The organism is Roseomonas indoligenes (genome assembly GCF_017813365.1).
Taxonomy (GTDB): Bacteria; Pseudomonadota; Alphaproteobacteria; order Acetobacterales; family Acetobacteraceae; genus Roseomonas; species Roseomonas indoligenes.
The window spans coordinates 185,592-207,857 of the sequence record NZ_JAGIZA010000005.1 but is presented as its reverse complement, the minus strand read 5'-3'; the positions used below and the strand labels follow the sequence as shown (position 1 = coordinate 207,857).

Sequence of the window (22,266 nt, the reverse complement as noted above, 5' to 3'; positions counted from 1 at the left end):
TTTCGGTCGACGCTAGCTGGGCGGGGCGGGGCGGTCCAACGCGCGTGGCGCGGGGCAGGCGTGCCCCGCCGTCCGTCAGGCGGCGCCGAGCAGCAGGGCGGCGTGCTCGGCGGGCTTCACCTTGCGCCAGATCGCCTTCACCATTCCATCGGCATCGACGAGGAAGGTACTGCGCTCCATGCCCATGTACTTGCGCCCGTACATGGATTTCTCGACCCAGGTGCCATAGGCGCCGGCGAGGGACTGATCGGCATCGGAGGCCAGCGGGAAGGTCAGGGCGAATTTCTTCGCGAAGGCGTCGAGCTTCTTCACCGGGTCGGGCGAGACGCCGATCACCGTGATCCCGGCCTTGCGCAGCGCCTCCAGGTTCTCCTGCACGCCCTGGGCCTGCACGGTGCAGCCGGAGGTATCGGCCTTCGGGTAGAAGTACAGCGCGTAGCGCTTGCCGCGCAGGGCGCCGGCGCTGATCCGGCCGCCCCCGTTCGCCGGCAGGTCGAATTCCGGTGCCTTGTCCCCGACCTCGATCATGCAGCCCCCTTCAGCGGCAGCGGCCCCAGGTGGCGCTCGAAGGATTCGCGCACCCCGGCCGCCGTCAGGCGCATCTGCTCGCGCAGGCAGGGGAGGTCAACGGGCGGCCCGCCCTCCCTCCCGCCGCAGGCCGGCGCCAGGCCGTGAATCAGCACGGGGACCGCGGCTGCGGGCAGCTCCTCCCCGCGCGGGCGGCCCACCGTGAGGCGGAGGAGGGAGAGGATGCTGCGCCAGAAATGGTCCGCGCGGATCAGGGCATCGGCCTCCTCCTGGGGCAGGATGCCGGCCCGGGCGAGGTTGGCCAGGGCGTCGCGCGTGGCGGGGGCAACGATCTTCGGGTGCTCGGCGGCATGAGCGCATTGCAGGGCCTGGGCGATGAACTCCACCTCCACCAGCCCGCCGGGAATGGCCTTCACGTCCCAGGGACCCTCGGCCGGCAGGTCGCGCAGCATGCGCTGGCGCATGGCCAACGCATCCGCCACGGCATGGGGGCCGGAATGGATGATGAGGGCCTCGCGGCAGCACTCGGCGATGCGCTTGCGAAGGGCGGCCGGGCCGGCGACGGGGCGGGCGCGCGTCAGGGCCATCCGCTCCCACGTCCAGGCCTGGCCGCCTTCGCCCGTCTTCGGGCCGTGATACCGCTCGAAGGCGGCAATGCTGGCGGCCACGGGACCTTTGTTGCCGGATGGGCGGAGCCGCATGTCCACCTCGTACGGCTTTCCCTCCGCGCCCGGGGCGGTGAGGGCGGTGACGAAGGCCGTGGCAAGCCGGGCGAAATAGGTGGGCACGGCGAGCGGCTTCGGGCCGTCGCTCTCGGTCGCGTCCTCCGCGTGGTCGTAGATGAGGACGAGGTCGAGGTCCGAGCCCGGCAGCATTTCCCGCCCCCCGAGCTTGCCCATGGCGACCACGGCCATGGCGCCGCCGGGCACCTTGCCGTGGCGGGTGGCGAAGTCCTTCGCGACGACGGGGAGAAGCGTGGAGATGGCGGCGTCCGCCAACTCGCTGCGGGAGATGCCGGCGGCGTCCACGTCCAGCGCGCCCTCCAGCGCGGCCACGTCCACCTCGAACTTGCCCTCCGTGATGATGCGGCGGGCGGATTCCAGCGCCTCCTCATAGTGCCGGGCGGCGCCGACCAAAGCGGGCAGGGCGGCGGCGGAGCCGCCCCGGACATTGGTGAGCAGGCCCTCCAGCGCCGCGGGATCGCGTGCCAGGTGATCGGCGAGCGCCGGGGCGGCGCCGAGTACGCCGGCCACCCGGTCCAGCAGCGCGGGGTTTCGCTGGAACAGGGAGAGGATCTGGACCCCGGCCGGAAGGCGCTCCAGCAGGGAATCGAAGCGGGAGAGGGCGGCGTCGGGCGTCCTCTGCCGGGCGAAGGCGGCCAGCAGGGCGGGCATGAGCGCGGTCAGCAGCTCCCGCGCTCGCTCGCTGCGCGTGGCGCGGCGGTGGCCGTGGTGCCAGGCGCGGATGGTCGAGGAGACGGTGGCGGGGCTGGCGTAGCCCATGCCCTTGAGCGTCTCCAGCGTGTCCGGGTCATTCTCCGGGCCGGTGAAGACGAGGTTGCCGCCGGGCATTCCCTCGCCGCCGGGGAGGGAGAGGGCGGGGGCCACCTCGAACTGGCGGGAATACTGGCTCGCGACCCGGCGCAGATGGGCGGTGAGGGTGGCGGCGAAGGTTTCCGTGTCCGCGAAGCCCATGAAGGACGCGATCCGGGCGAGGCCATCCGGATCCTCGGGCAGTCGGTGGGTCTGGCGGTCCGCCACCATCTGCACGCGGTGCTCGACGTCGCGCAGGAAGACGTAGGCATCGGCCAGCTCGGCGGCGGCCCGGCGGTCCATGCGGCCGGCCGCGGCCAGGGCGGCCAGGGCGCCGAGGGTGGTGGGGTCCCGCAGGCTGGGATCGCGCCCGCCCCAGACGAGCTGGGCGACCTGGGCGGTGAACTCGATCTCCCGGATGCCGCCGCGGCCGAGCTTCACGTCGTGGCCCGCGACGGCGATTTCGGCGCCGGCGCCGCGCTTGCTGCCGTGGACGGCGTGGATCTGGCGTTTGATCGAGTGGATGTCCGCGATCATCGCGAAGTCCAGGTGGCGCCGCCAGACGAAGGGGCGGATCTCCGCGAGGAAGGAATCGCCTAGCGCCCGGTCCCCTGCCACGGGGCGGGCCTTCAGCATCGCAGCCCGTTCCCAGTTCTGGCCGAAGCTCTCGTAATAGGCGATGGCGGCAGGGATGGAGACGGCCAGGGGCGTGGCGGCCGGGTCCGGGCGCAGGCGGAGATCGGTGCGGAAGACGTATCCCTCCGCCGTGCGTTCCTCCAGAAGGCGCACGAGATCGCGCGCCAGGCGGACATATGCCGCCTGGGCGCGATCGGGATGCACCGCCGCCGCCGGATCGAAGAGGACCATCAGATCCACGTCCGAGGAATAGTTCAGCTCGCGCCCGCCGAGCTTGCCCATGCCGAGCACGACGAGGCCCGATCCGCGCGAGAGCGCCTTCGGGTCGCGCTTCGCCGCGTTCGGCAGATGGATCTCGCCGCGCCCGGCCGATTCGCGCAGCAGGTGGGCACAGGCGAGGTCGATGCAGGTCTCCGCGAGGGTGGAGAGCGCGCCCGTCACCTGGTCCAGCCCCCAGTCGCCGGAGAGGTCGGCGGCGGCGGCGATGAGGGCGGCCTGGCGCTTCGCCTGGCGCAGCGCGGCGCCGAGCTGGGCGAAGCTGGCCGCAGGATCGGCGCGGCCCAGCGGATCCAGCGCTGCAGCGAAGGCGGCATCGGCCCCGCGCTCGGCGAGGCGCAGCAGGGTGGTGGCTTCGCGCAGGGCGAGGTCGGCCAGGAAAGGCGAATGCCCGGCGAGCGCGGCCAACAGGGCTGCGCCGGAGGGGGAGGCGGCGTAGGCAGCTTCCGCGGTGCCGCGCGCGGCAAAATCCGCCGTCAGGCGTTCCGCCGCCCCGGGGTCATAGGGGGCGGGTGGGCGGCGGCGGGCTGGCTCGGGTTCGGGCATGCGCGGGAAGGCAAGGCGTGACTGGGCGTCTCGGTCAAGTGGGGCGGTTGCTCGGGCGCGGCCTTGTGGGCGGTGTGTCCTTCCTTCTGCGGCTGGCGATGCTGCTGGTCCTGGTGGCCGGGTTGGGAGTTGCGGCGCTCGGCTGGCGGCTGGCGCAGGGTCCGCTGGCCGTCCCCTCGGTGCCCGGGGTGAACCGGCTGGTGGCGGAACAGCTGGCCGGGATGGCGCCCGGGTTGGAGTTCAGTTGGGGGCAGGCCTTCGTTTCCTGGAGGGGCTGGACAGGCGGCACGCCGCAACCGGTGGAGCTGCGGCTGGACGGGCTGCGGGCGAGGGATGGGGCGGGAAGCACGCGCGCCTCCCTGGGCTCCCTTGAAGCAAGCGTGGCGCTGCCGCCGTTGATGCGCGGGGTGGTGGCCCCCGTGCGGGTGGTGCTGCGGGAGCCGATGGCGCTGCTGCGGCGGGACATGGGCGGAGCCGTCTCGGTCGATCTCGGCGTCTCCTCCGGGCCGCTCGACACGGCGACGCCGGGGGTGGCCACGCCTGACGAAGGGGTGCGCGCGGGGACGGACGCCCTCGCGAAAATCCTGCGCGGAGACGACCCGAACTCGCCTTTCTCAGCCCTGCGCGAGTTCCGGGTGGAGGATGGGGTGGTGCAGGTTCGGGACGATCCGCTGCGCCTCTCCTGGGCTATCCATCGGGTATCGCTCCTCCTTACGCGCGGTGACGAGGGAGCGGTGGACATCGCCGGCTCCGGCGGGCTGCGCCTGGCCGGGCAGGACATCCCCGTTCGCATTTCCGGGCGCACGTCCGGCGACCCGCTCGTCGCGGAGGCTTCGCTGGAGATCGAGGCCGTCAGCCCGCCGGCTCTGGCGACCGCCCTGCCTTCGCTCGCGCCGTTGAAGGCGCTGGAAGCGGAGTTGGGCGCCCGGTTCCAGGCCCGGTACAACTTCGGCAACGGCGATTTCTCCGGCCGGGCCGAGGTACGCTCCTCCCCCGGGCGGATCACCGCCGGGGCGACGCGGACGGAGTTCCGGGAGGCGGAGCTGGTTCTGGCCGGCGACGGGCGGCGGATCGCGGTGGAGCGTTTCGCCCTGACCCTGCCCCCGGGGGCACCGGGCCGGCCCTCGCCGCAGGTCACGCTGTCCGGCGGGGCGGACCGGCAGGGCGAGCGGTGGAGGGGGCGGGTGGAGCTCGGGATCGACGCGATCGCGGTGCCGGACCTGAAGATTTACTGGCCGCCCGGTTTGGCGGAGGGCGGGCGCCGCTGGATCACGGAAAACCTGACCACCGGGCTGGCGCGGGACGGGCGTTGGTTCGCGGAAGGGGAGGCGGCCGCGGATTTCTCGGACGCGAAGCTGACGGATGCCGGCGGCACGCTGCTGGCCGAGGGGCTGACGGTGCACTGGCTGCGCCCGGTGCCGCCGCTGGAGGGGGTGGACGGCACCGTCACCTTCTCGATGAAGGAGATCGTGATCCAGGCACGCGCCGCGCGGCAGAGTGGCACGGCGCTGGCCGTGCCGGAGGCGCGCATCCGCATCTTCGACCTCGGCGTGCCGCTGCCGAACGTCGAGAAGGCGGATATCGAGGGCCGGATCACCGGCCCCTTCGCCGATGCGATCGCGCTGGTGCGCCACCCCCGCCTGCACCTGACGGAGAAGGTGCCTGTGCGGCCGGAGCAGCTGGGCGGCACGCAAGAGACGCGGCTGACCATCACCGCGCTGCCGCTGCTGAACGACCTGCCCATCGACGACCTGAAGCTGGCCACGCAGACCCGGATCACGAATGGCCGGGTGGCGAACGTGGCGGAGGGAGTCTCCGTCGAGCGGGCGCAGCTCGATGTCGGGCTGACGGTAGAGGGGATGACGGTCGCGGGGACGGCGCGGGTCGGCCCGGTCCCGGCGCGGGTGAAGGCGGAGCTGGATTTCCGCTCAGGGCCGCCGAGCCAGGTGACCGAGCGCGTGCAGGTGGAGGGGCGCGCCACGGCGGCGGACCTGGCGCGGTTCGGGGTGGACGTGGCGCCCTATCTCGGTGGCGCCTTCGGCTTTTCCGTGCAGGGGGAGCGGCAGCGGTCCAAGGCGGTGCGGGCGGCGGTGCAGGCGGACCTGCGGGAGGCGCGGATCGCGCTGAAGCCCTTCGACTATACGAAGCCCGCCGGGGCGCCCGCGCGGGCGGAAGCGGTGGTGCGGCTGCGCGGCGAGAACCTGGAATCCGTGGAAGGGCTGCGGCTGGAGGGGCCGGATCTTTCCGTGCGAGGCGGGGTCAACTTCCGGCCCGGCGGGGCCTTTGGCGGGGCGGAGTTGCTGGAGGCGCGGATCGGGCCGAGCGGGCTGGCCGGGCGCGTGGTCTCGCCGGGGGCCTCCGGCGAGCCCTGGGACATTCGGGTCCGCGGGACGCTGCTGGATGCGGAAGGGCTGCTGCGTGATCTCGGCGGCGGGAATGACAAGGGGCGTTCCGGGCGGAACGGCGGCTCCACCCCTCTCCGCGTGGATGCGGCGATCGACCGCGTGCGGCTGGGCGGCGGGCGGGAACTGGCGCCGGTGCGGGCGGTGCTGTTCCGCGACGCGCGCGGCGTGATCCGGGAGGCGGCGATCAGCGCCCGTGGCGTCGGTGGCGGCGGTGTGGAGGCGGTGGTGGTGCCGCGCGGCGCCGGGCGGGCCATGGAGGCGCGTGCGGAAGGGCTGGGGACGCTGCTGCGCGACCTCGGCGTATTCGACGCGGTGGATGGGGGAAACCTCCACGCCTCCGGCACCTGGTCGGGCAACGAGCCGAACTCGCCGCTCGAGGGCGTGGCGGAGCTGCGCGACTTCGGGGTGCGGGAGGCGGCCTCGATCGGGAAGCTGCTGCAGGCGCTCTCCATCTACGGCATCCCCGAGGCGGTACGGGGGCCGGGTCTGCGCTTCACCGTGGCCAGTGCGCCCTTCACCTACACGCCCCAGGCGCTGACGCTGACCGAGGCGCGGGCCGTCTCGGCTTCCCTCGGCATCACCCTGGGCGGGCGTGTGCTGCTGGAGGCGGAGCGCATCGACCTGCGCGGGACCATCGTGCCGTCCTATGCGGTGAATTCGGCCCTGGGGCGTATCCCCGGCATTGGGCGGCTTTTCACGGCGGAACGAAACGGCGGGCTCTTCGCGGCCAATTTCCGTGTCACGGGCAAGCTGGACGACCCGGACCTGGCGCTCGATCCGCTCTCCCTGCTCGCGCCCGGGGCGCTGCGAGGGCTGCTGACGGAACGGGAGGGCCGCTGAACCGCGCTTGACCGGCGGAAGGGGCAGGGCCAAACCCGGGCGAACGAAATCCGGAGGACGCCCGATGGGTTCCCGACGCAATTTTCTTGCTCTGCCCCTCGCGGCCGCCCTGCCGCTCCCGGCCCTGCACGGCGCACGGGCGCAGGGCGCGACGGTGATGCGGCTGTCGCACCAGTACCCGCCATCCCACCACATCGCCGGCGTGCTGGCGCGCTTCGCGGAGGAGGTGAAGACGCGCAGTAACGGTGCGGTGGACGTGCAGGTCTTCCCGGCCGAGCAGCTGGCGAAGGTGGCGGAGAACTTCCCGGGCGTGGCGCGCGGCGCCTTCGAGGCGGCGGTGGCGACGAACTTCACCTGGGGCAACACCATCCCCGAGATGTCCGGCCAGACTATCCCCTTCTTTTTTGCCGACCTGGAGAAGAACCGGCGCTTCCCGGCCTCCGAGGCGAGGAGATTCCTGGACGGGATCACGGCGCGGCGGGCGGTGCGCTCCGTGGCGTGGCTGTTCACGACGAACCGGGCGATCTTCACCTCGCAGAAGGCGCCGCTGGTCAGCCCGGCGGATTTCCGCGGCGTGAAGATCCGCGGCATCAACAGCCTGATCGACACCGCGCTGGTCGCCGTAGGCGCGGCGCCTGCCGCGACGCCGGCGCCGGAGGTGGTGGGGGCGCTGCAATCGGGCGTGCTGGATGCGGGGCTGACGGATGTCTCCGCCGCGGTGTCCCGCCGCTTCTACGAGGTGCAGAAGTACGGGACCGTCTCGCCCTTCTTCGCCGTCTCCACCCAGGTCTACGTGAACCCGCGCTGGTGGGACCGGCTGCCGGCGGAGCAGCGCGGGATTATCGAGGCGGCGCTGGCCAAGGCCGAGGCCGAGGCGGTGGACGTGACGGTGAAGACCGCCGACGCCGCCGTGGGCGAACTGCGCGAGAAGGGCATGACGGTGACGGAGCAGACGCCGGAGCAGGTGGCGGCCTGGCAGGCCGCGATGCAGAAGCCCGTGATGGACGCCTTCCTGAAGTCCGCGCCGGAGAGCGGGCCGCGGCTGCTGGACCTGCTACGGGCCGTCTGACCGATGCAGCGCGCTGTCGGCCTGCTTTCCCGCTTCGCCTGCGGGTTGGCCTCGCTCTCCACCGTCGTCTGTCTCGTGCTGATCGGGATTTCGGTCGGCGCGCGCTATCTGTTCCACTCGCCGCAGCCCTGGGTGGATAAGGTGGCGGGGTGGCTGGTGGTGGCTCTGGTGCTGCTGGCGGCGCCGGAGGCGCAGCGGCGTTTCGAGCATATCGGGGTGGACGTGGCCGTCTCGCGGCTCGGGCCGCGGCTGGCGAGGGCGGCGCATGTGGTCGGCGCCGCCTCCGTCGCCTTGGTGGCGGGCATCCTGCTCTGGGCGGGGTGGGAGACCGTGGAGTTCTCCATGATGGTGGGGCTGATGACCGATATCCCCGGCGTGCCGGAATGGTGGGTCCAGGTGCTGCTGCCGATCGGCGCGGCGTTGCTGCTCCTCGTCTCGCTGGCGCAGTGCCTGGTGCTGCTGGCCGGCGGCACGCCGGACTACCTGCCCACGGGCGACGAGGAATTGCCGCGGGACACGCTGGCGCGCGGCGAGTAGGCGACTTCCCATGTCCTTCCTGATCCTGATGGCCGTGCTGATCGGCCTTCTCTATCTCGGCCTGCCGATGTTCGCGGCGCTGTTCCTGCTGCCCCTGGGCGTGCTGCTCTATGTGGAGGGCGGCATCCCCGCCTTGGGCGAGATCGTCATCGGGAACCTCAACGGCTACCTGCTGGTCGCCATCCCGCTGTTCATGATGATGGCGCATGTGATGGTGCGCGGGCGGGTGGTGGACGACCTCTACGGAGCCGCCTTCGCTCTGATGCGGAACGTGCGGGGCGGCGTTGGTATCGCGACGGTGATCGCCTGCACGATCTTCGCGGCGATCTGCGGGTCCTCGGTCGCCACTGCGCTCACCATCGGCAAGATCGCGATTCCGCAGATGCTGCGCTACGGCATGTCCCGCCGCGGGGCATTCGGGGTTGTGGCGGGCGGCGGGACGCTCGGCATCCTCATCCCGCCCTCGGCGCCCATGGTTCTCTATGCCTTCGTGACGGAGACGAGCGTCGGCGCGCTGTTCCTGGCGGGCGTGGTGCCGGGGCTGATGATGGCGCTGGCTTTCGCCCTCTATGTCTGGGCAACGGAGAAGCGGGCCATTGCGCCGGCGGACGAGCCGCCACCGGAGCGCCTCGGCACCTCCTTCCGGCGTGCAGGGTGGTCCATGACGCTGCCGATCTTCGTGCTGGGCGGCATCTACATGGGCGTCTTCACCGCCACGGAGGCGGCGGGGGCAGGGACGCTCTACGCCATCGTGATCGCGGCGGTGATCTACCGCACGATCACCTGGCGGGACCTGTGGGACGGGGTGCAGGACGCGACGCGGACCAGCGCGATGCTGCTGATGATTATCGCGGGCGCGGCCGTGTACGGCTACATGCTGACGAAGCTGCACATCCCGCAGGAACTGGCGGCGCTGGTGACGGATATGGGGCTTTCCCGCACCGGCTTCCTGGTGGCGATGATGGTCCTGCTGTTCCTGCTGGGGCTGGTGCTGGAGAGCTTCTCCATCATCCTGCTGACGATGCCGGCCATCATGCCGGCCATGGCGGGGCTGGGCATCGACAAGGTGTGGTACGGGGTGCTGCTGACCCTCTCCCTTGAGATGGCGCTGATCTCGCCGCCCGTTGCGATGAACCTCGTGGTGATCAAGGCGATCACGGGGGCACCGTTGTCGGAAGTCAACCGCTCCATCATCCCCTACATGCTCATGCTGGCGGTGGGGACGGGATTGCTGATCGCCTTCCCCGGCATCGCGCTGTGGCTGCCGCGGCAGGCCGGGTATGGCGGGTAGGGGCTAGCCGGCGGGAAGGGGGGCCGGGCGGGCGAAGAGGTAGCCCTGGGCCATCTCCACGCCGAGCGAGGCCATGACGGCCGCGTGCTCCTCCGTCTCCACCTGCTCCGCGATGACGCGGGCGCCGACGGCAAGGCTGAGATCGACCATGCTGGCGACGAAGGACCGGTCCTTCTCGCTGCGCAGCGCGGCTTTCACATAGGCACCGTCCACCTTCACCCAGTCCACCGCGAAGTTGCGGAGGTAGCGGAAGGCGGCTGCGCCGGCGCCGAAATCGTCGATGCAGAGGGCGATGCCGCGTTCCCGCAGCATGTCGATCGTGGCGCGGGCGGCCACCTCATCCTCCACTTCCACGGATTCGGTCAGTTCCACCATCAGGCGCGGGACGATGCTGGCACGGGCATCCAGCCGGGCCTTCAAGGCCTCCCGGAAGCGCGGGCTCTGCATGGAGAGGCCGGAGACGTTCAGGGCGATGCTGGCGCGCGGCGAGAAGCGCAGCGCGTCCAGCACCGTATCGGCCACGGCAAGGTCCAGCTCCTCCGTCAGCCCCACCGTCTCGGCGCAGCGCACGAAATCCTCCACCCCGCCCTCACGCGGGCGCAGCAGCGCCTCGTAGTGATGTGTGGCGCGCTGCCGCAGGTCCACGATGGGTTGGTAGAGAAGGTTGAACCGCCGTTCGGCGATGGCCCGCCGCACCTCTCCCGCGCGCGCCGCGATCTGGCGGAGCGACTCCGCCAGCCCGCCTTCCGGTACGCCCGCCATGCCGTGACCGGCGAAGCGGGAAAGCGCATGGCGCAGCGCCCGCGTGGCCTGGGCCGGGGTCAGCCCCGCGGTGTCCAGGGACAGGCTGCGGGCCGCGACGTCCCCGGGAAGGCCGTGCGAACCGAGCACGTCCTCGATTCGGGCAACGAGAGCCTCAAGGCTACCGGATTCACCCCCCAGCACCAGCCCGTAGCGGCCCCGTGCCAGGCGGCCCGCAAGGCCGCCGCCGCCCTCCGCCAGCAGGGCGGCATCCAGCGCGCCTTCCACATCCGGCCGGCTGCCGATGGCCTTCCTTACCTCCTGCGGCAGGTCGATGAGGGCGAGGGTGCCGTGACCGGCCGCGCCCGCGGCGGCGCGGGTGAAGACCGTGCGCGAGGCCATGGCGGCGGCCTGGGGCGGCACGGGTAGCGGGCCAAGGGTGAGGCAGAAGCGGCCGCCCGGCCCGGCCGGGGCCAGGCCGGCGAGGCAGAAGCTCGGCCGGCGTGGGCCGTTCAGCCGCGTGGCGGTTGGAGGAAGCCGCCCGCGTGTGGCCAGGATCTGCATGGACATGCCGAGCGCGTTCCGTTCCTCCGCGGCGATGAGGCTTTCCAGGGGGCGGCCGAGGAAAGCCTCCGGCGTCTGGCCGAGGTGATGGCGGAAGGCACCGGCGGCGAAGGTGACGATGCCCTGCGGGTCGGTCTCCACTAGCAGGTCCGCCGCCGCGAAGGCGAAGGTCACGAAGATGTCGCGGGGGTCCGCCGCCGTCCGGCGGCCAGTGCCCGGCGGCGGGGGCGCGCGGAGGGGTTCCATAAGGGCAGGTTGAACGGCCCCGCTGAATCGCCGGTTAAGCCGCGCCTTCAACCGACCTTGAGTGCCTCGTCACCCTTCTGCCAGTTGCAGCCGCAGAGTTCCCCCGTGAGCAGCGCCTCCAGCACGCGCAGCACCTCCTGCGGGTTGCGGCCCACGGCGAGGTCGTTGACGGAGACGTGGCGGATGACGCCTTCGGGATCCACGAGGAAGGTCGCGCGGAGCGGCACGCCCTCCACTGGGTCGAGGATGCCGCATTCCCTGGACAGCTCGCGCCGGACATCGGAGAGCATGGCGAAGGGAAGGTTCCGCAGCTCCGGGTGGTGCTGCCGCCAGTGCATGTGCACGAGCTCGCTGTCGAGGGATGCGCCGTAGAGCACGGCGCCCCGATCCTCGAACTCACGGGCGAGCCGGGCGAAGCCGAGGATCTCCGTCGGGCAGAGAAGGCTGAAGTCCTTCGGCCAGAAAAAGATCAGTTTCCAACGCCCGGTGTCGTCGGCGTCGCTGACGGTGGTGAAGGCCGTTTTCGGGTCCAGTCCCCGCGGGCCGCCCTCCACGGCCGAGAGCCGGAAGCTGGGGAAGCGGTCGCCGATGGTGAGCATGCGCGTCGGGGTCTCCTGGTGGGCCAGTGTTGGGCCGAGGGGAGGAACGGGGGGCAAGACGCCCCGTTTCTCACGGTGTCGAAGTGTGAGAGAGGCCTTTCCTCCCTTGATGTGGGAAAAATTCCCACGAATATGAGGGCTCCTCAGCAGGTGGCGATGATGGTCATCGACGATTGGTACGACCGGATGGGTGTCCCGGGTGAACTGGCCTGGCAGGCGATGCCGTACATGGGAACGCCGGTGGCCCGGGACGCTGGCGGCAAGGCGTGGCACGGCACCGCTCGCAGGGGGAATGCGACGGTGCTGCGGGTGCGGGAGGTCCGGCTGCGCGCGATCTGGCGTCGTGCCGGTCTTGTTCCGGCCGCTGTCCGGCCGGGCACGGCCTGACGGCCAGGGCCTCAGGCGGCCATCCGGTCCACCCGGTCGCGCAACCGGTACCAGCCGCCGACCAGGGGCAGGAACCAGGGACGGCCGGAGTAGCCGGGCGCAGTGGGGAAGGGCAGGTCGGCCAGGGCGAAGGGCTCGTTCTCCGCCCCGGCGATCCGGAGCGCGGCCCGGTGGCCGAGCCAGCTGGCCATGGCGACGCCAGAGCCTTGGCAGCCCGCGGCGTAGTGGATCCCTTCCTGCGTTCCGACATGCGGCAGGAAGTCGAAGGTGAAGGCGACGTTGCCCGTCCAGGCATGGGTGATGCGGGTCTTCGCCAGTTCCGGGAAGACGGCGGTCATGAAGCCATGCAGCACGGGCGCCGCTTTCTCCGGCGTGGTGGGGCCGAAGGAGGCGCGGCCGCCCCAGAGCACCCTCCGTCCGTCCGGCGAGGGACGGAAGTAGTTCAGCACGCGCTTCGTGTCGCTGATCATGCGGCGGCCGGGAAAGAGGCGGTCGATCGTCTCCACCGGCAGTTCCTCCGTGGCGATGATGTAGGACCCGACGGGGATGAGGCGGCGGGCCAGCCACGGCATGGCGCTGCTGCCGGCCATGTCCAGGCTGTAGCCATTGGTGGTGACGAGGACGGCATCGGCGCGGAGCACGCCGCGCGAGGTCTTCAGCAGGAACCCGTCGCCCTCCCGCGCGATGCCCCCCACCCGGGTGGAGTCAATGAGGGCGGCGCCGACCTTCGCCGCGGCGCCGGCTAGGCCGCGCGCGTACTTGCCGGGGTGCAGGCTGCCCGTGGCGGCGGCCAGCATGCCGCCGTGGTAGTGGTCGCTGCCCAGCGCCTCGTGCTGGCGCTCGCGCGGCAGCATGGAGGCGGGAAGGCCGGTGGCCTTCTCAATGAAAGCGAGTTTCCCGGCCTGGGCGCGGTAGTGCGCCGGGGTCCAGGCGGCGGCGAAGCGGCCGCAGCGGAGATAGTCGCAGTCGATCCCCTCCCGCGCGATCAGCTCCTCAATGAAGGGGAAGGACGCGGCCGAATCGCGGGCGATCGCCGCGGCACGCTCGGCGCCGTGCTGCTTTTCCATCTCGCCGGAGGCCACCTTGAGGCCGCCCGAAACCATGCCACCGTTTCGGGAGGAGGCGCCCCAGCCGATCCGCTCCGCGTCCAGCACAACGGGGCGGTGGCCGAGGCGGGCGAGGGTGAGGGCGGCGGAGAGGCCGGCATAGCCGCCACCCACCACCGCCACCTCGGCCCGGTCGGGCAGCTCGGCCGGGCGCGGGGCCGGCTCGGCGGCCTCCCACCACCAGGGGGTGGTGCGGAAGCCTTCGGCGAAGAGAGGGTGGCTCATTGCGTCGGTGCCCCGGCCTGTCTCAGACTGCTGGTATCAAACTTGCTGGGAACGTTCCCACGCGCCGATCAGGGTCGCGCCGCATCGGCGTTCCGGCAAGCTGTCCGGAGCGAGGGGAGAGAGGGATGTCGCAGAGCTTCCAAGAGGACTGCGCCGATCTGGCGCGTCGCGCGATCGAGCGCGGGACCGTCTCCCGGCGCGGGGCACTGCAGGCGCTCGGCGCAATGGGCCTGCTGCCCGTGGCGGGGGGCGCGGCGCGCGCGCAGGCGGCGAAGGAACTGGTGATCTGCAACTGGGGTGGCCTCGCCAACGAGGGCTTCTCGCGCAACTACGGCGCCCCCTTCGAGGCGGCGAACCCCGGCATCAAGGTCGGCATGAACAGCACCGGCCCCTCGGCCGGGCGGATCAAGAGCATGGTGGACAGCCGGGCCGTCACCTGGGACCTCTGCGACAGCTCCGCCTCCTCCTCCCGCGTGCTGGGGAAGGACAACCTGGTCTCGAAGATCGACTACAACGTCGTGAAGAAGAGCGACGCGATCTCCGAGGCCTTCACGCTGGAATACGGGGCGGCGCCCTACTCCTTCTCCTCCGTGCTGGCCTATGACAGCGCAAAGTTCCCGAATGGCGGGCCGCAGAACTGGGCGGACTTCTTCGACACGCGCAAGTTCCCGGGCACCCGGCTGCTGCGCCGGGATGCGCTGGCGGTGCTGGATGCGGCGCAGATGGCGCTGGGGAAGGATCCGGCGAAACTCTACCCGCTGGACGGGCGCGCCTGCCTGGCGAAGATCAAGGAGATCCGGCGCAACGCCGTGTTCTGGAACAGCGGCTCCGAGAGCGAGCAGTTCATGCGCACGGGCGAGGCCGTGATGGGCATCATCTGGCACACCCGCGCGAAGGTGCTGGAGGACGAGTCCAAGGGCCGGATCAAGTTCACCTGGAACCAGGGGCTGCTCCAGGCCGGCATCTTCGTGATCCCGCGCGGCAATCCCGGCGGTGCGGACGCGCAGCGCCTGCTGGCGAGCATGTTGGCGAACCCGGAGCCGCAGGTGGAGCTGTTGAAGCTTCTCGGCAATGGGCCGACCAACCCGCGCGCCGCCGCGCTGGTGCCGCAGGAGTTCAAGCGCTTCAACCCGACCGATCCGGCCAACGCCGCGCAACAGGTCACGCTGGACGGCAACTGGTGGGGTGACAACTACACCGAGCTGAACCAAGAGATGGTCGACATCATCACGGGTTGATCCATGCTTGTCGTGAAGGCTCCGGGCACGCGTTACATGAAGCAGTGGTGCGACCACCTGTCGCATCTCGTGCCCGGTCTGGAGATCCGGCCGGGGACCGACGAGGTTCCGCCGGAGAAGGTCCGCTACGCCCTGACATGGGAACCGCCCTCGGGATGGCTGGCGAGCCTGCCGAACCTGGAGATGGTCGTCTCCATCGGCGCGGGGGTGGACCACATCACGCGGGATCCGCAATGGCCGCGGCACCTGCCGCTGGTGCGGATGGGCGGGGCGGAAATCGGGCAGCGCATGGGCGAGTACGTCGCCTGGGCCTGCCTGCACCTGCTGCGCCTTGGCCGCACCTATGCGGTGCAGCAGGCGGAGGCGCGCTGGAACTACGTGAACCCGGAATTCACGGCGGAGGACCTCACCGTCGGCATCATGGGCATGGGGACACTTGGCGCGCAGGTCGTGCCGATGCTGGGAGGGCTGGGCTATTCCGTGGTCGGCTGGTCCCGCAGCCGGAAGAACGTGGCCGGTGCCGAAAGCTTCGCGGGGCCGGAGGAGTTCGACGCCTTCATCCGCCGCAGCAACGTGCTGGTCTGCCTGCTGCCCTCCACCCCGGAGACGACGGGGATCATTAATGCGGAACTGCTGGCGAAGCTGCCGGAGGGCGCGGCGGTGGTGAATGCCGGGCGCGGACCGCATCTGGTCGTGCCGGACCTCGTCGCGGCGCTGGATTCCGGCCATCTCTCTGGTGCGGTGCTGGACGTGTTCGAGCCGGAGCCGCTGGCGGCCGATAGCCCGCTCTGGGCACATCCGAAGGTGACGGTCACGCCGCATGTGGCGAGCGTGGCGCGTGTGAAGGACCGGGCGCGCTTCGTGGCCGACGTCATCACGGAATTCGAGGCGGGACGGCCGGTGCCGAACCTCTACGATCCGGCGCGAGGGTACTAGACATGCCGCTTCCCCCGCCGCCCGTGCGGCCCGATCCGAACCATGTGCCGACTGAGGCGGAGCTGCGGCGCGACCTGGCCTGCGCCTATCGCCTGATCGCGCATCTCGGGATGACGGACCTGGTCTACACGCATCTCTCGGTGCGCGTGCCGGGGGAGGGACACCGGTTCCTCGTCAATCCCTACGGCCTGCTGTTCGAGGAGATCACCGCCTCCTCCCTCGTCCTGGTGGATGCGGAAGGGGAGCTGGCGCAGGAGACGAGCTGGCCGGTGAACCCGGCGGGCTTCGTCATTCACTCCGCCCTGCACATGGGCGCGCCGAACGCGCAATGCGTGATGCACACGCACACCCTGGCCGGCATGGCGGTGGCGGCGCAGAAGGGCGGGCTGCTGCCGCTGAACCAGATCAGCACGGAGTTCCACGACCGCGTGGCCTTCCACGACTACGAGGGCGTGGCGGCGGACGACAACCTGGGCGAGCGTGAGCGGCTGGTGCGCGACATGGGCGACAAGCCCGCCATGGTGCTGCGCCATCACGGGCTGCTGACCGTGGGCCGCACGGTGGCCGAGGCTTTCTACTGGATGTACTACTTGGAGCAGTCCTGCCGCATCCAGATCGCCGCCCAGTCGTCGGGCGCCGAACTGGACATCCCGCCGGAGGAAGTGGTGCTCCGCGCGCGGGAGCAGGGCGGGAACAGCCCGGTGAAGGGCTGGCTGGTCTGGCAGGCCATGCGGCGGAAGATGGACCGCGAGCAGCCGGACTACATGACGTGAGTGCGGCTGGGCACGCCCTGTCGCTGCAGGGCATCGGGAAGCGCTACGGTGACTTCGTGGCGGTGCGGGACGCCTCGCTGGAGGTGGCCAGCGGGGAGTTCCTGACCCTGCTGGGGCCATCCGGATCAGGGAAGACGACGATCCTGATGATGGTGGCGGGGTTTGTGGAGCCGACCGCAGGCCGGATCCTGCTGGATGGGCGGGACATCACCGACCTGCCGCCGGAGCGGCGCGAATTCGGCATGGTGTTCCAGGGCTATGCGCTGTTCCCGCACATGACCGTGGCCGAGAATGTTTCCTTTCCCCTTCGCGTGCGCAAGCTCGGTCGGGCGGAGCGGGATACGAAGGTGCGGGCGGCGCTGGATCTCGTGCAACTCGGGAGGTTCGCGGATCGGAAACCCTCGCAGCTCTCCGGCGGGCAGCAGCAGCGCGTGGCGCTGGCGCGGGCACTGGTCTTCGATCCCGCCCTGCTGCTTCTGGACGAGCCGCTTTCCGCTCTCGACAAGAAGCTGCGGGCAGAGCTGCAGGAGGAGCTGAAGGCGCTGCACCGGCGCGTGGGGCGCACCTTCATCAACGTGACGCACGACCAGGAGGAGGCGCTGAGCCTCTCCGACCGGATCGCCATCCTCAATCACGGCAACCTCGTGCAGGTGGGCACGCCGGAGGCGCTGTACGAACGCCCGGCGACGCGCTTCGTGGCGGACTTCCTGGGCAAGTCCAACTTCATCGAGGGCGATGCGGTGGTGGATGCCGGCGGCATCACCCTGCGGCGCGGTGGGGCGCGTGTGCTGGCGCGCGGCACGGCCGACGGGCCCGCGGTGCTCTCACTGCGGCCTGAGAAGATCGTGCTGCTGCCGGACGGCGCGGCGGAGGACAACGTGGTGGGCGGGCGGATCGCCTCCTGGTCCTATCTCGGCACCGGTTACGGGCTGGTGGTGGAAACCCCCGACCTCGGGCCGATCCGGGTGCATCTGCCGGCTTGGCGGGCCGCGGTGGCGCCGGCCGAGGGCCTGCCCGTGCGGCTGGGCTTCTCGCGCGATGCGGCCGTGGCGGTTCTGGAAGACGCGGCTTGAACCCCAGGGGCCGTGCCGCGCTGGGCTGGTGGGCGCTGATTCTGCCCGCCTTCCTTCTGCTGACCGCCTTCTACCTGGCGCCGATCGTCCAGGTGCTGGCGATCAGCGTGACGGAGCCCCGGCCGGGCTTCGGCAATTACGAGCGGCTGTTCACGAGCGAGAGCGTGCAGCGCGTGATCCTCACCACGCTGCGAATCGGTGTGGTGACGACCGCGATCGCGCTGCTACTGGGCTATGCGCTGGCCTTCCGTGTCGCCATGGCGGGACCCAGGGCCCAGCGCTGGTGGCTGCTGGCGGTCCTGGTGCCGCTCTGGATCTCCGTGCTGGTGCGGGCCTTCGCCTGGGTGACGCTGCTGCGGCGGCAGGGGCTGGTGAACGAGGGGCTGCTGGCCATTGGCGCGATCAGCGAACCCCTGCCACTGGTGTGGAACGAGTTCGGCATCATCGTGGGGATGGTGCACTATATGGTGCCCTACGCGGTGCTGCCCATGCTTTCGGCCATGCGGGAGATCGATCCGCGCGTGCTGGCCGCGGCGCGGGGGCTCGGCGCTTCCCGCGCATCGGCCTTCCTGCGGGTGTTCCTGCCGCTGTCCATGCCCGGCGTGATCGCGGCTGGGGTGCTGGTCTTCATCTTCAGCCTCGGCTTCTACATCACCCCCGCGCTGCTCGGGGGCGGCAAGACGCTGATGGCGGCGGAGTGGATCAAGCTGCAGATCCTGGACCTGATCCGCTGGGGGCTGGGCGCGATGATGGCGACGGTGCTGGTGGTGGCGATCCTGGTCACGCTCGCCGTTTTCTCCCGCCTGGTGAACCTGCGGCGGCTCTTCGGATCGGGAGGCTAGGGGGATGGGCGGATACCGGCCGGGCTGGCTGAACGGCGCCGTCGCCTGGATTACCGTGATCTACCTGATCCTGCCGATTACGATCATCCTTCCGGTCTCGCTCACGGATCAGCGCTTCCTGTCGCTGCCCTATCACGAGCTGTCGGCGCAGCACTACGTGCGGCTGCTGACCACGCCGGCCTGGACGAATGCCATCCTGCAATCCGCCTGGATCGCCACGGCCTCCACCCTGCTGGCTGTGGTGCTGGGAACGCTCTGCGCCATCGGGTGCTGGCGGCTCTCCAGGCGCAGCACGGACCTGGTGCGGGCGCTGATGCTGCTGCCGATCATCATTCCCAGCATCGCCTATGCGATCGGGCTGTACCGCTATTTCGCCGGGTTGGGGCTGCTGGACAGCTTCCTCGGCGTGGTGCTCGCCCATGGGGTGACCGGCATGCCCTATGTCGTCATCACCGTCTCCACGGCCCTGGCCGCCTTCGACCCGCGGCTGGAGAGCGCGGCGCGGGGGATGGGCGCCTCGCTCCTCCAGACCCTGCGCTGGGTCATCCTCCCCCGGATCATGCCGGGGGTGGTCTCCGGCGCGATCTTCGCCTTCATCCATTCCTGGGATGAACTGGTTGTGGTTCTCTTCATCGCCTCACGCCGGGTCTTCACCCTGCCGCGCAAGATCTGGGACGGGATCAACGAGAACCTGGACCCGGCGATGGCGGCGGTGGCGGTGCTCCTGGTGGGGATGACGGTCCTGCTGCTTCTGCTGGACCTGACGCTGCGCCGCCGGCGCGAGGACTGACGCCCGGACCGGGCGAGGGGAGAGGAACGACGTGACCGAAAAGCACCCCGTCACAGCCCGGCAGGGCGTGGTGGTGACCAACCATCCCCTGGCCTCGGGCGCCGGGGCGGAAATGCTGCTGGCCGGCGGCAACGCCGTGGATGCCGCGGTCGCCGCGCTCTTCACGCTGACGGTGGTGGAGCCGATGATGGTCGGCGTGCTGGGCGGCGGGGTGGCGCATCTGCGCCTGCCGGATGGCCGGCACGTGGTGGTGGACGGGCTCTCCACCGCGCCGCTGGCCGCGCGGCCGGACATGTACCGGCCGGTCTCCGACACCCTGCCGGACTACCAGGAGACAGAGGGCCGGGCGAACCATTTCGGCCCCCTGGCCATGGCCGTGCCCGGGGCGCTGCGGGCCTGGTGCCACACGCTGGAACGCTACGGCACCCTGCCCCTGGCCGACGTGATCGACCCTGCGATCCGCATCGCCGCCCGGGGCTGGCGGGCCACGCCCTACCTCGCGGACTGCATCGCCGACAATGCGGCGGAACTGGCGACGGATCCCGGGCTGACCAGCATCTTCCTGCCGGGAGGCTCCCCGATCCAGGCCGGGCAGAGGATCGTCCGCGCGGACCACGCGGACAGCCTGCGACTTGTGGCCAAGGCCGGGCCGGATGCGCTCTATGACGGCCAGCTCGGCGACGCGCTGGTGCAGCATATGGAGGCGACGGGCGGGCTGATCTCCGCCGAGGATCTTCGCCGCGTGGCGCCGATCGAGCGCGAGCCGATCCGGGCCACCTATCGGGGCCACGAGGTCATCGGGCCGCCGCCGCCCTCATCCTCCGGCGTGCACATCGCGCAGATGCTGAACGTTTTGGAAGGGTTCGACCTGCGGTCGCTGGGCTTCGGCACGCCGGACGGGGTTCACCTGCTGGCGGAGGTGCTGAAGATGGCCTTCGCCGACCGGGCCGTCGCCACCGCGGACCCGGCCTTCGTGGACGTGCCCGTAGCCCGGCTGACGGACAAGGCCTACGCCGCCGCGCGGCGCGCGGAAATCGAGATGGGGCGGGCGAAGGACTGGAGGCCCGGCGCGGGGCTGCTGGAATCGGCCAACACGACTCATGTGACGGTGGCGGACGGTAAGGGCGGCATCGTCTCCACCACCCAGACCATCAACGGGCTGTTCGGTGCACGGTTCACCGTGCCGGGCACGGGGATGATCGCCAACAACTACATGTACAACTTCGATCCGCATCCCGGTAAGGCGCTGTCCGTGGCGCCGGGGAAGCGGGTCTTCACTTCCATGGCACCGATGATGGTGCTGCGGGAGGGACGGCCGGTCGCGGCGCTCGGGCTGCCGGGAGGGCTGCGGATCTTCGGCTCCGCCATGCAGGCGATCATCAACCTGCTGGACCACGGCATGACACCGCAGGAGGCGGTGGAGGCGCCGCGGGTCTGGACCCAGGGCCACCGCCTGGAACTGGAACCCGGCATCTCGGCCGAGACGGAGGGGGCGCTGGTCGCGCGCGGTCACGTCGTGGAGCGGGTGCGGACCATCGGCGGCGGCATGGGGGCCGTCACCTTCGCCGGGGACGGGATCATGACAGGGGCGGCATGCTGGCGGGCGGACGGCACGCCGATCGGCATCGGGGGCGGCCTGGCGCGGGCAGGGGTTCGGTTCAACCCGGAGGCGGGGCAGCGCTAGACCGGGCGCCGGCGGGAGTCCTCAGCGGAGCTCGACGAGGAGCGGCGCCACGGCATCGCGGAGATCCTGTGGAAGCGGCGTGGGCCGGGTCTGGGTAGCGCGATCCACATAGACATGGACGAAATGGCCCTCGGCGCTCGCCTCATCTTCCTCATTGCGGAAAATGCCGATCTCGTAGCGGACGGAGGTGTTGCCGATCCGGGTCACCCGCAGGCCGGCAGTGACGAGGTCCGGGAAGGAGATGGGCGCGACGTAGCGGCACCCCGTCTCCACCACCACGCCGATCAGGGGAGAGGTCTTCAAGTCGATGGCGCCTGAGGCCAAGAGGAAGCGGGACACGACCGTGTCGAAGAAGGAATAATAGGTCACGTTGTTCACGTGGGCATAGGCGTCGTTGTCGCCCCAGCGCGTGGGAATTTCCAGGAAATGACGGAAATCGGCCCGCTTTGGGCGCCTTTTGTCTGGGGATATCGCGCTCATTCCGGGATTCCTGTGGCCGTGGGGTCGCGCCGCAGGGTTCCCGTGCGGCGCCCGGCGCGCAAGGCTTCGCCTGCCGGACACTTCCCTGTAATGTGAGCGGCGAACCGCTTCCCAGGACCACCCCCGCCCGCATGTCCTCCCCCGCGTCCGAAGCCCGACTGGAGCCGTTCCGGCTTCGCGGGGGCAATTTCAACCTGCTGGTGCTGCGGCTGCTCGACCCCCGGGTGGAGGTGATCGTGCCCGCCCTGGCGGACCAGTTCCGCCGCGCCCCGGGTTTCCTGCGGAACGCGCCCATCGTGCTTGGGCTGGATGACCTGGACCCCGCGGCGGTGCCGGATTTCGGGCACCTGATCGGCCAGCTGCGGAGCGTCCATATCGCGCCGATCGGCACCACGGGCGGGGCGACGGATATCCGCGCCGCCGCCCAGGCCGCCGGGCTGCCGCCGCTGCGCGCCGCCGGGGCCGAGCTGCCCGTGGCAGCGCCCGCCGCGCCCGCGCCGGAGCCCGTGGCGGAACTGCCGCCCCCGCCCTCGGACTGGCAGCCGACCATGGTGGTGGACCAGGCGGTACGGGCCGGGCAGCGGATCTGGGCCCAGGGCTGCGACCTGATCGTGCGCGGCACGGTGAACCCGGGGGCCGAGGTGATCGCGGACGGCAATGTCCACATCTACGGGGCCCTCAAGGGGCGGGCGATCGCGGGCGGGGCGGAGAACCTTTCCGCCCGGATCTTCGCGCTGAACTTCGAGCCGGAGCTGGTCTCCATCGCCGGCTACTACGCGGTGCGGGACGGGCTGGGCGACGCCCCGCTGGGGCGGGCCGTGCAGGTCTGCCTCATCGGCGAGAGCATGCGGTTCGACCGGCTGGGTTGAGGGAAAGGGCCGGGATTCCCCTTCCAGGGGAAAGGCCGGCCATGCGATGGAAG

At 71.0% G+C, this 22,266-nt stretch carries 19 protein-coding genes; 13 read left to right on the top strand and 6 right to left on the bottom strand.

The genetic code is table 11. From position 1 onward, the window contains the following. Positions 1–75 precede the first annotated feature (75 nt). A complete protein-coding gene (gene bcp / locus J5Y10_RS10630) occupies positions 76–528 on the bottom strand; it encodes a thioredoxin-dependent thiol peroxidase (protein ID WP_209373373.1) in 453 nt (150 codons plus the stop codon). Further along, the gene (locus J5Y10_RS10625; protein ID WP_209373370.1) at positions 525–3,518 is read right to left on the bottom strand and encodes a bifunctional [glutamine synthetase] adenylyltransferase/[glutamine synthetase]-adenylyl-L-tyrosine phosphorylase; all 2,994 of its coding nucleotides are present in this window, start codon (positions 3,516–3,518) and stop codon (positions 525–527) included. Before J5Y10_RS10625 ends, bcp begins: the two co-directional genes overlap by 4 nt. Positions 3,519–3,535: 17 nt before the next feature. Between J5Y10_RS10625 and J5Y10_RS28720 the strand changes: the two genes are divergently transcribed. From J5Y10_RS28720 to J5Y10_RS10605, 4 genes are all read left to right on the top strand, one after another. Then, a complete protein-coding gene (locus tag J5Y10_RS28720; RefSeq protein WP_209373367.1) occupies positions 3,536–6,763 on the top strand; it encodes an AsmA-like C-terminal region-containing protein in 3,228 nt (1,075 codons plus the stop codon). A gap of 64 nt (positions 6,764–6,827) precedes the next feature. Further along, on the top strand, positions 6,828–7,832 hold the full coding sequence (gene dctP / locus J5Y10_RS10615) for a TRAP transporter substrate-binding protein DctP (protein ID WP_209373365.1): 1,005 nt from the start codon (positions 6,828–6,830) through the stop codon (positions 7,830–7,832). 3 nt (positions 7,833–7,835) lie between these two features. Further along, positions 7,836–8,369 carry a TRAP transporter small permease gene (locus J5Y10_RS10610; protein WP_209373362.1) on the top strand — a complete coding sequence of 178 codons (534 nt, stop codon included), beginning with the start codon at positions 7,836–7,838 and terminating at the stop codon, positions 8,367–8,369. A 10-nt stretch (positions 8,370–8,379) separates the two neighbouring features. Beyond that, entirely contained in the window at positions 8,380–9,660 is a 1,281-nt protein-coding gene (locus J5Y10_RS10605; RefSeq protein ID WP_209373360.1) for a TRAP transporter large permease, read from the top strand. 3 nt (positions 9,661–9,663) lie between these two features. Here the strand turns inward: J5Y10_RS10605 and J5Y10_RS10600 are convergent, their stop codons facing one another. Beyond that, on the bottom strand, positions 9,664–11,211 hold the full coding sequence (locus J5Y10_RS10600; protein WP_209373358.1) for a sensor domain-containing phosphodiesterase: 1,548 nt from the start codon (positions 11,209–11,211) through the stop codon (positions 9,664–9,666). Positions 11,212–11,258: 47 nt separating this feature from the next. Continuing rightward, a complete protein-coding gene (locus tag J5Y10_RS10595) occupies positions 11,259–11,810 on the bottom strand; it encodes a peroxiredoxin (protein WP_209373357.1) in 552 nt (183 codons plus the stop codon). 156 nt (positions 11,811–11,966) lie between these two features. Between J5Y10_RS10595 and J5Y10_RS10590 the strand changes: the two genes are divergently transcribed. After that, on the top strand, positions 11,967–12,197 hold the full coding sequence (locus J5Y10_RS10590; RefSeq protein WP_209373356.1) for a hypothetical protein: 231 nt from the start codon (positions 11,967–11,969) through the stop codon (positions 12,195–12,197). A gap of 11 nt (positions 12,198–12,208) precedes the next feature. Here J5Y10_RS10590 and J5Y10_RS10585 read toward each other — a convergent pair whose 3' ends face one another. Beyond that, positions 12,209–13,528: an NAD(P)/FAD-dependent oxidoreductase gene (locus J5Y10_RS10585; RefSeq protein WP_209373355.1), complete on the bottom strand. Its 1,320-nt coding sequence runs from the start codon at positions 13,526–13,528 to the stop codon at positions 12,209–12,211. 125 nt (positions 13,529–13,653) lie between these two features. On the opposite strand from J5Y10_RS10585, the gene J5Y10_RS10580 reads away from it, so the two are divergent. The 7 genes from J5Y10_RS10580 to ggt are packed head-to-tail and all read left to right on the top strand — an operon-like array spanning position 13,654 to position 20,864. Further along, the gene (locus J5Y10_RS10580) at positions 13,654–14,766 is read left to right on the top strand and encodes an extracellular solute-binding protein (protein WP_209373354.1); all 1,113 of its coding nucleotides are present in this window, start codon (positions 13,654–13,656) and stop codon (positions 14,764–14,766) included. Positions 14,767–14,769: 3 nt separating this feature from the next. Further along, positions 14,770–15,702, top strand: a complete 933-nt coding sequence (locus tag J5Y10_RS10575) for a 2-hydroxyacid dehydrogenase (protein ID WP_209373353.1) — start codon at positions 14,770–14,772, stop codon at positions 15,700–15,702. Positions 15,703–15,704: 2 nt separating this feature from the next. After that, entirely contained in the window at positions 15,705–16,475 is a 771-nt protein-coding gene (locus tag J5Y10_RS10570; protein ID WP_209373352.1) for a class II aldolase/adducin family protein, read from the top strand. Then, a complete protein-coding gene (locus J5Y10_RS10565) occupies positions 16,472–17,548 on the top strand; it encodes an ABC transporter ATP-binding protein (RefSeq protein WP_209373350.1) in 1,077 nt (358 codons plus the stop codon). The genes J5Y10_RS10570 and J5Y10_RS10565 overlap by 4 nt, the downstream gene beginning before the upstream one ends. Next, complete coding sequence (locus J5Y10_RS10560) at positions 17,545–18,390, top strand: ABC transporter permease (protein ID WP_209373348.1); 846 nt, start codon at positions 17,545–17,547, stop codon at positions 18,388–18,390. The genes J5Y10_RS10565 and J5Y10_RS10560 overlap by 4 nt, the downstream gene beginning before the upstream one ends. 4 nt (positions 18,391–18,394) lie before the next feature. Continuing rightward, positions 18,395–19,180, top strand: a complete 786-nt coding sequence (locus J5Y10_RS10555) for an ABC transporter permease (protein WP_209373346.1) — start codon at positions 18,395–18,397, stop codon at positions 19,178–19,180. A 31-nt stretch (positions 19,181–19,211) separates the two neighbouring features. Beyond that, positions 19,212–20,864, top strand: a complete 1,653-nt coding sequence (gene ggt, locus J5Y10_RS10550) for a gamma-glutamyltransferase (RefSeq protein ID WP_342452891.1) — start codon at positions 19,212–19,214, stop codon at positions 20,862–20,864. A 21-nt stretch (positions 20,865–20,885) separates the two neighbouring features. On the opposite strand, the gene J5Y10_RS10545 is transcribed toward ggt, so the two are convergent. After that, the gene (locus J5Y10_RS10545) at positions 20,886–21,344 is read right to left on the bottom strand and encodes an acyl-CoA thioesterase (protein ID WP_209373344.1); all 459 of its coding nucleotides are present in this window, start codon (positions 21,342–21,344) and stop codon (positions 20,886–20,888) included. Between the two features lie 131 nt (positions 21,345–21,475). Between J5Y10_RS10545 and minC the strand changes: the two genes are divergently transcribed. Then, a complete protein-coding gene (minC, locus tag J5Y10_RS10540) occupies positions 21,476–22,213 on the top strand; it encodes a septum site-determining protein MinC (RefSeq protein ID WP_209373342.1) in 738 nt (245 codons plus the stop codon). Positions 22,214–22,266: the final 53 nt, after the last annotated feature.

Coding starts and splice junctions, on each gene's coding strand:
- bcp (WP_209373373.1), bottom strand. CDS start 528: ATGATCGAGGTCGGGGACAAGGCACCGGAATTCGACCTGCCGGCGAAC.
- J5Y10_RS10625 (WP_209373370.1), bottom strand. CDS start 3,518: ATGCCCGAACCCGAGCCAGCCCGCCGCCGCCCACCCGCCCCCTATGAC.
- dctP (WP_209373365.1), top strand. CDS start 6,828: ATGGGTTCCCGACGCAATTTTCTTGCTCTGCCCCTCGCGGCCGCCCTG.
- J5Y10_RS10610 (WP_209373362.1), top strand. CDS start 7,836: ATGCAGCGCGCTGTCGGCCTGCTTTCCCGCTTCGCCTGCGGGTTGGCC.
- J5Y10_RS10605 (WP_209373360.1), top strand. CDS start 8,380: ATGTCCTTCCTGATCCTGATGGCCGTGCTGATCGGCCTTCTCTATCTC.
- J5Y10_RS10600 (WP_209373358.1), bottom strand. CDS start 11,211: ATGGAACCCCTCCGCGCGCCCCCGCCGCCGGGCACTGGCCGCCGGACG.
- J5Y10_RS10595 (WP_209373357.1), bottom strand. CDS start 11,810: ATGCTCACCATCGGCGACCGCTTCCCCAGCTTCCGGCTCTCGGCCGTG.
- J5Y10_RS10590 (WP_209373356.1), top strand. CDS start 11,967: ATGATGGTCATCGACGATTGGTACGACCGGATGGGTGTCCCGGGTGAA.
- J5Y10_RS10585 (WP_209373355.1), bottom strand. CDS start 13,528: ATGAGCCACCCTCTCTTCGCCGAAGGCTTCCGCACCACCCCCTGGTGG.
- J5Y10_RS10580 (WP_209373354.1), top strand. CDS start 13,654: ATGTCGCAGAGCTTCCAAGAGGACTGCGCCGATCTGGCGCGTCGCGCG.
- J5Y10_RS10575 (WP_209373353.1), top strand. CDS start 14,770: ATGCTTGTCGTGAAGGCTCCGGGCACGCGTTACATGAAGCAGTGGTGC.
- J5Y10_RS10570 (WP_209373352.1), top strand. CDS start 15,705: ATGCCGCTTCCCCCGCCGCCCGTGCGGCCCGATCCGAACCATGTGCCG.
- J5Y10_RS10555 (WP_209373346.1), top strand. CDS start 18,395: ATGGGCGGATACCGGCCGGGCTGGCTGAACGGCGCCGTCGCCTGGATT.
- J5Y10_RS10545 (WP_209373344.1), bottom strand. CDS start 21,344: ATGAGCGCGATATCCCCAGACAAAAGGCGCCCAAAGCGGGCCGATTTC.
- minC (WP_209373342.1), top strand. CDS start 21,476: ATGTCCTCCCCCGCGTCCGAAGCCCGACTGGAGCCGTTCCGGCTTCGC.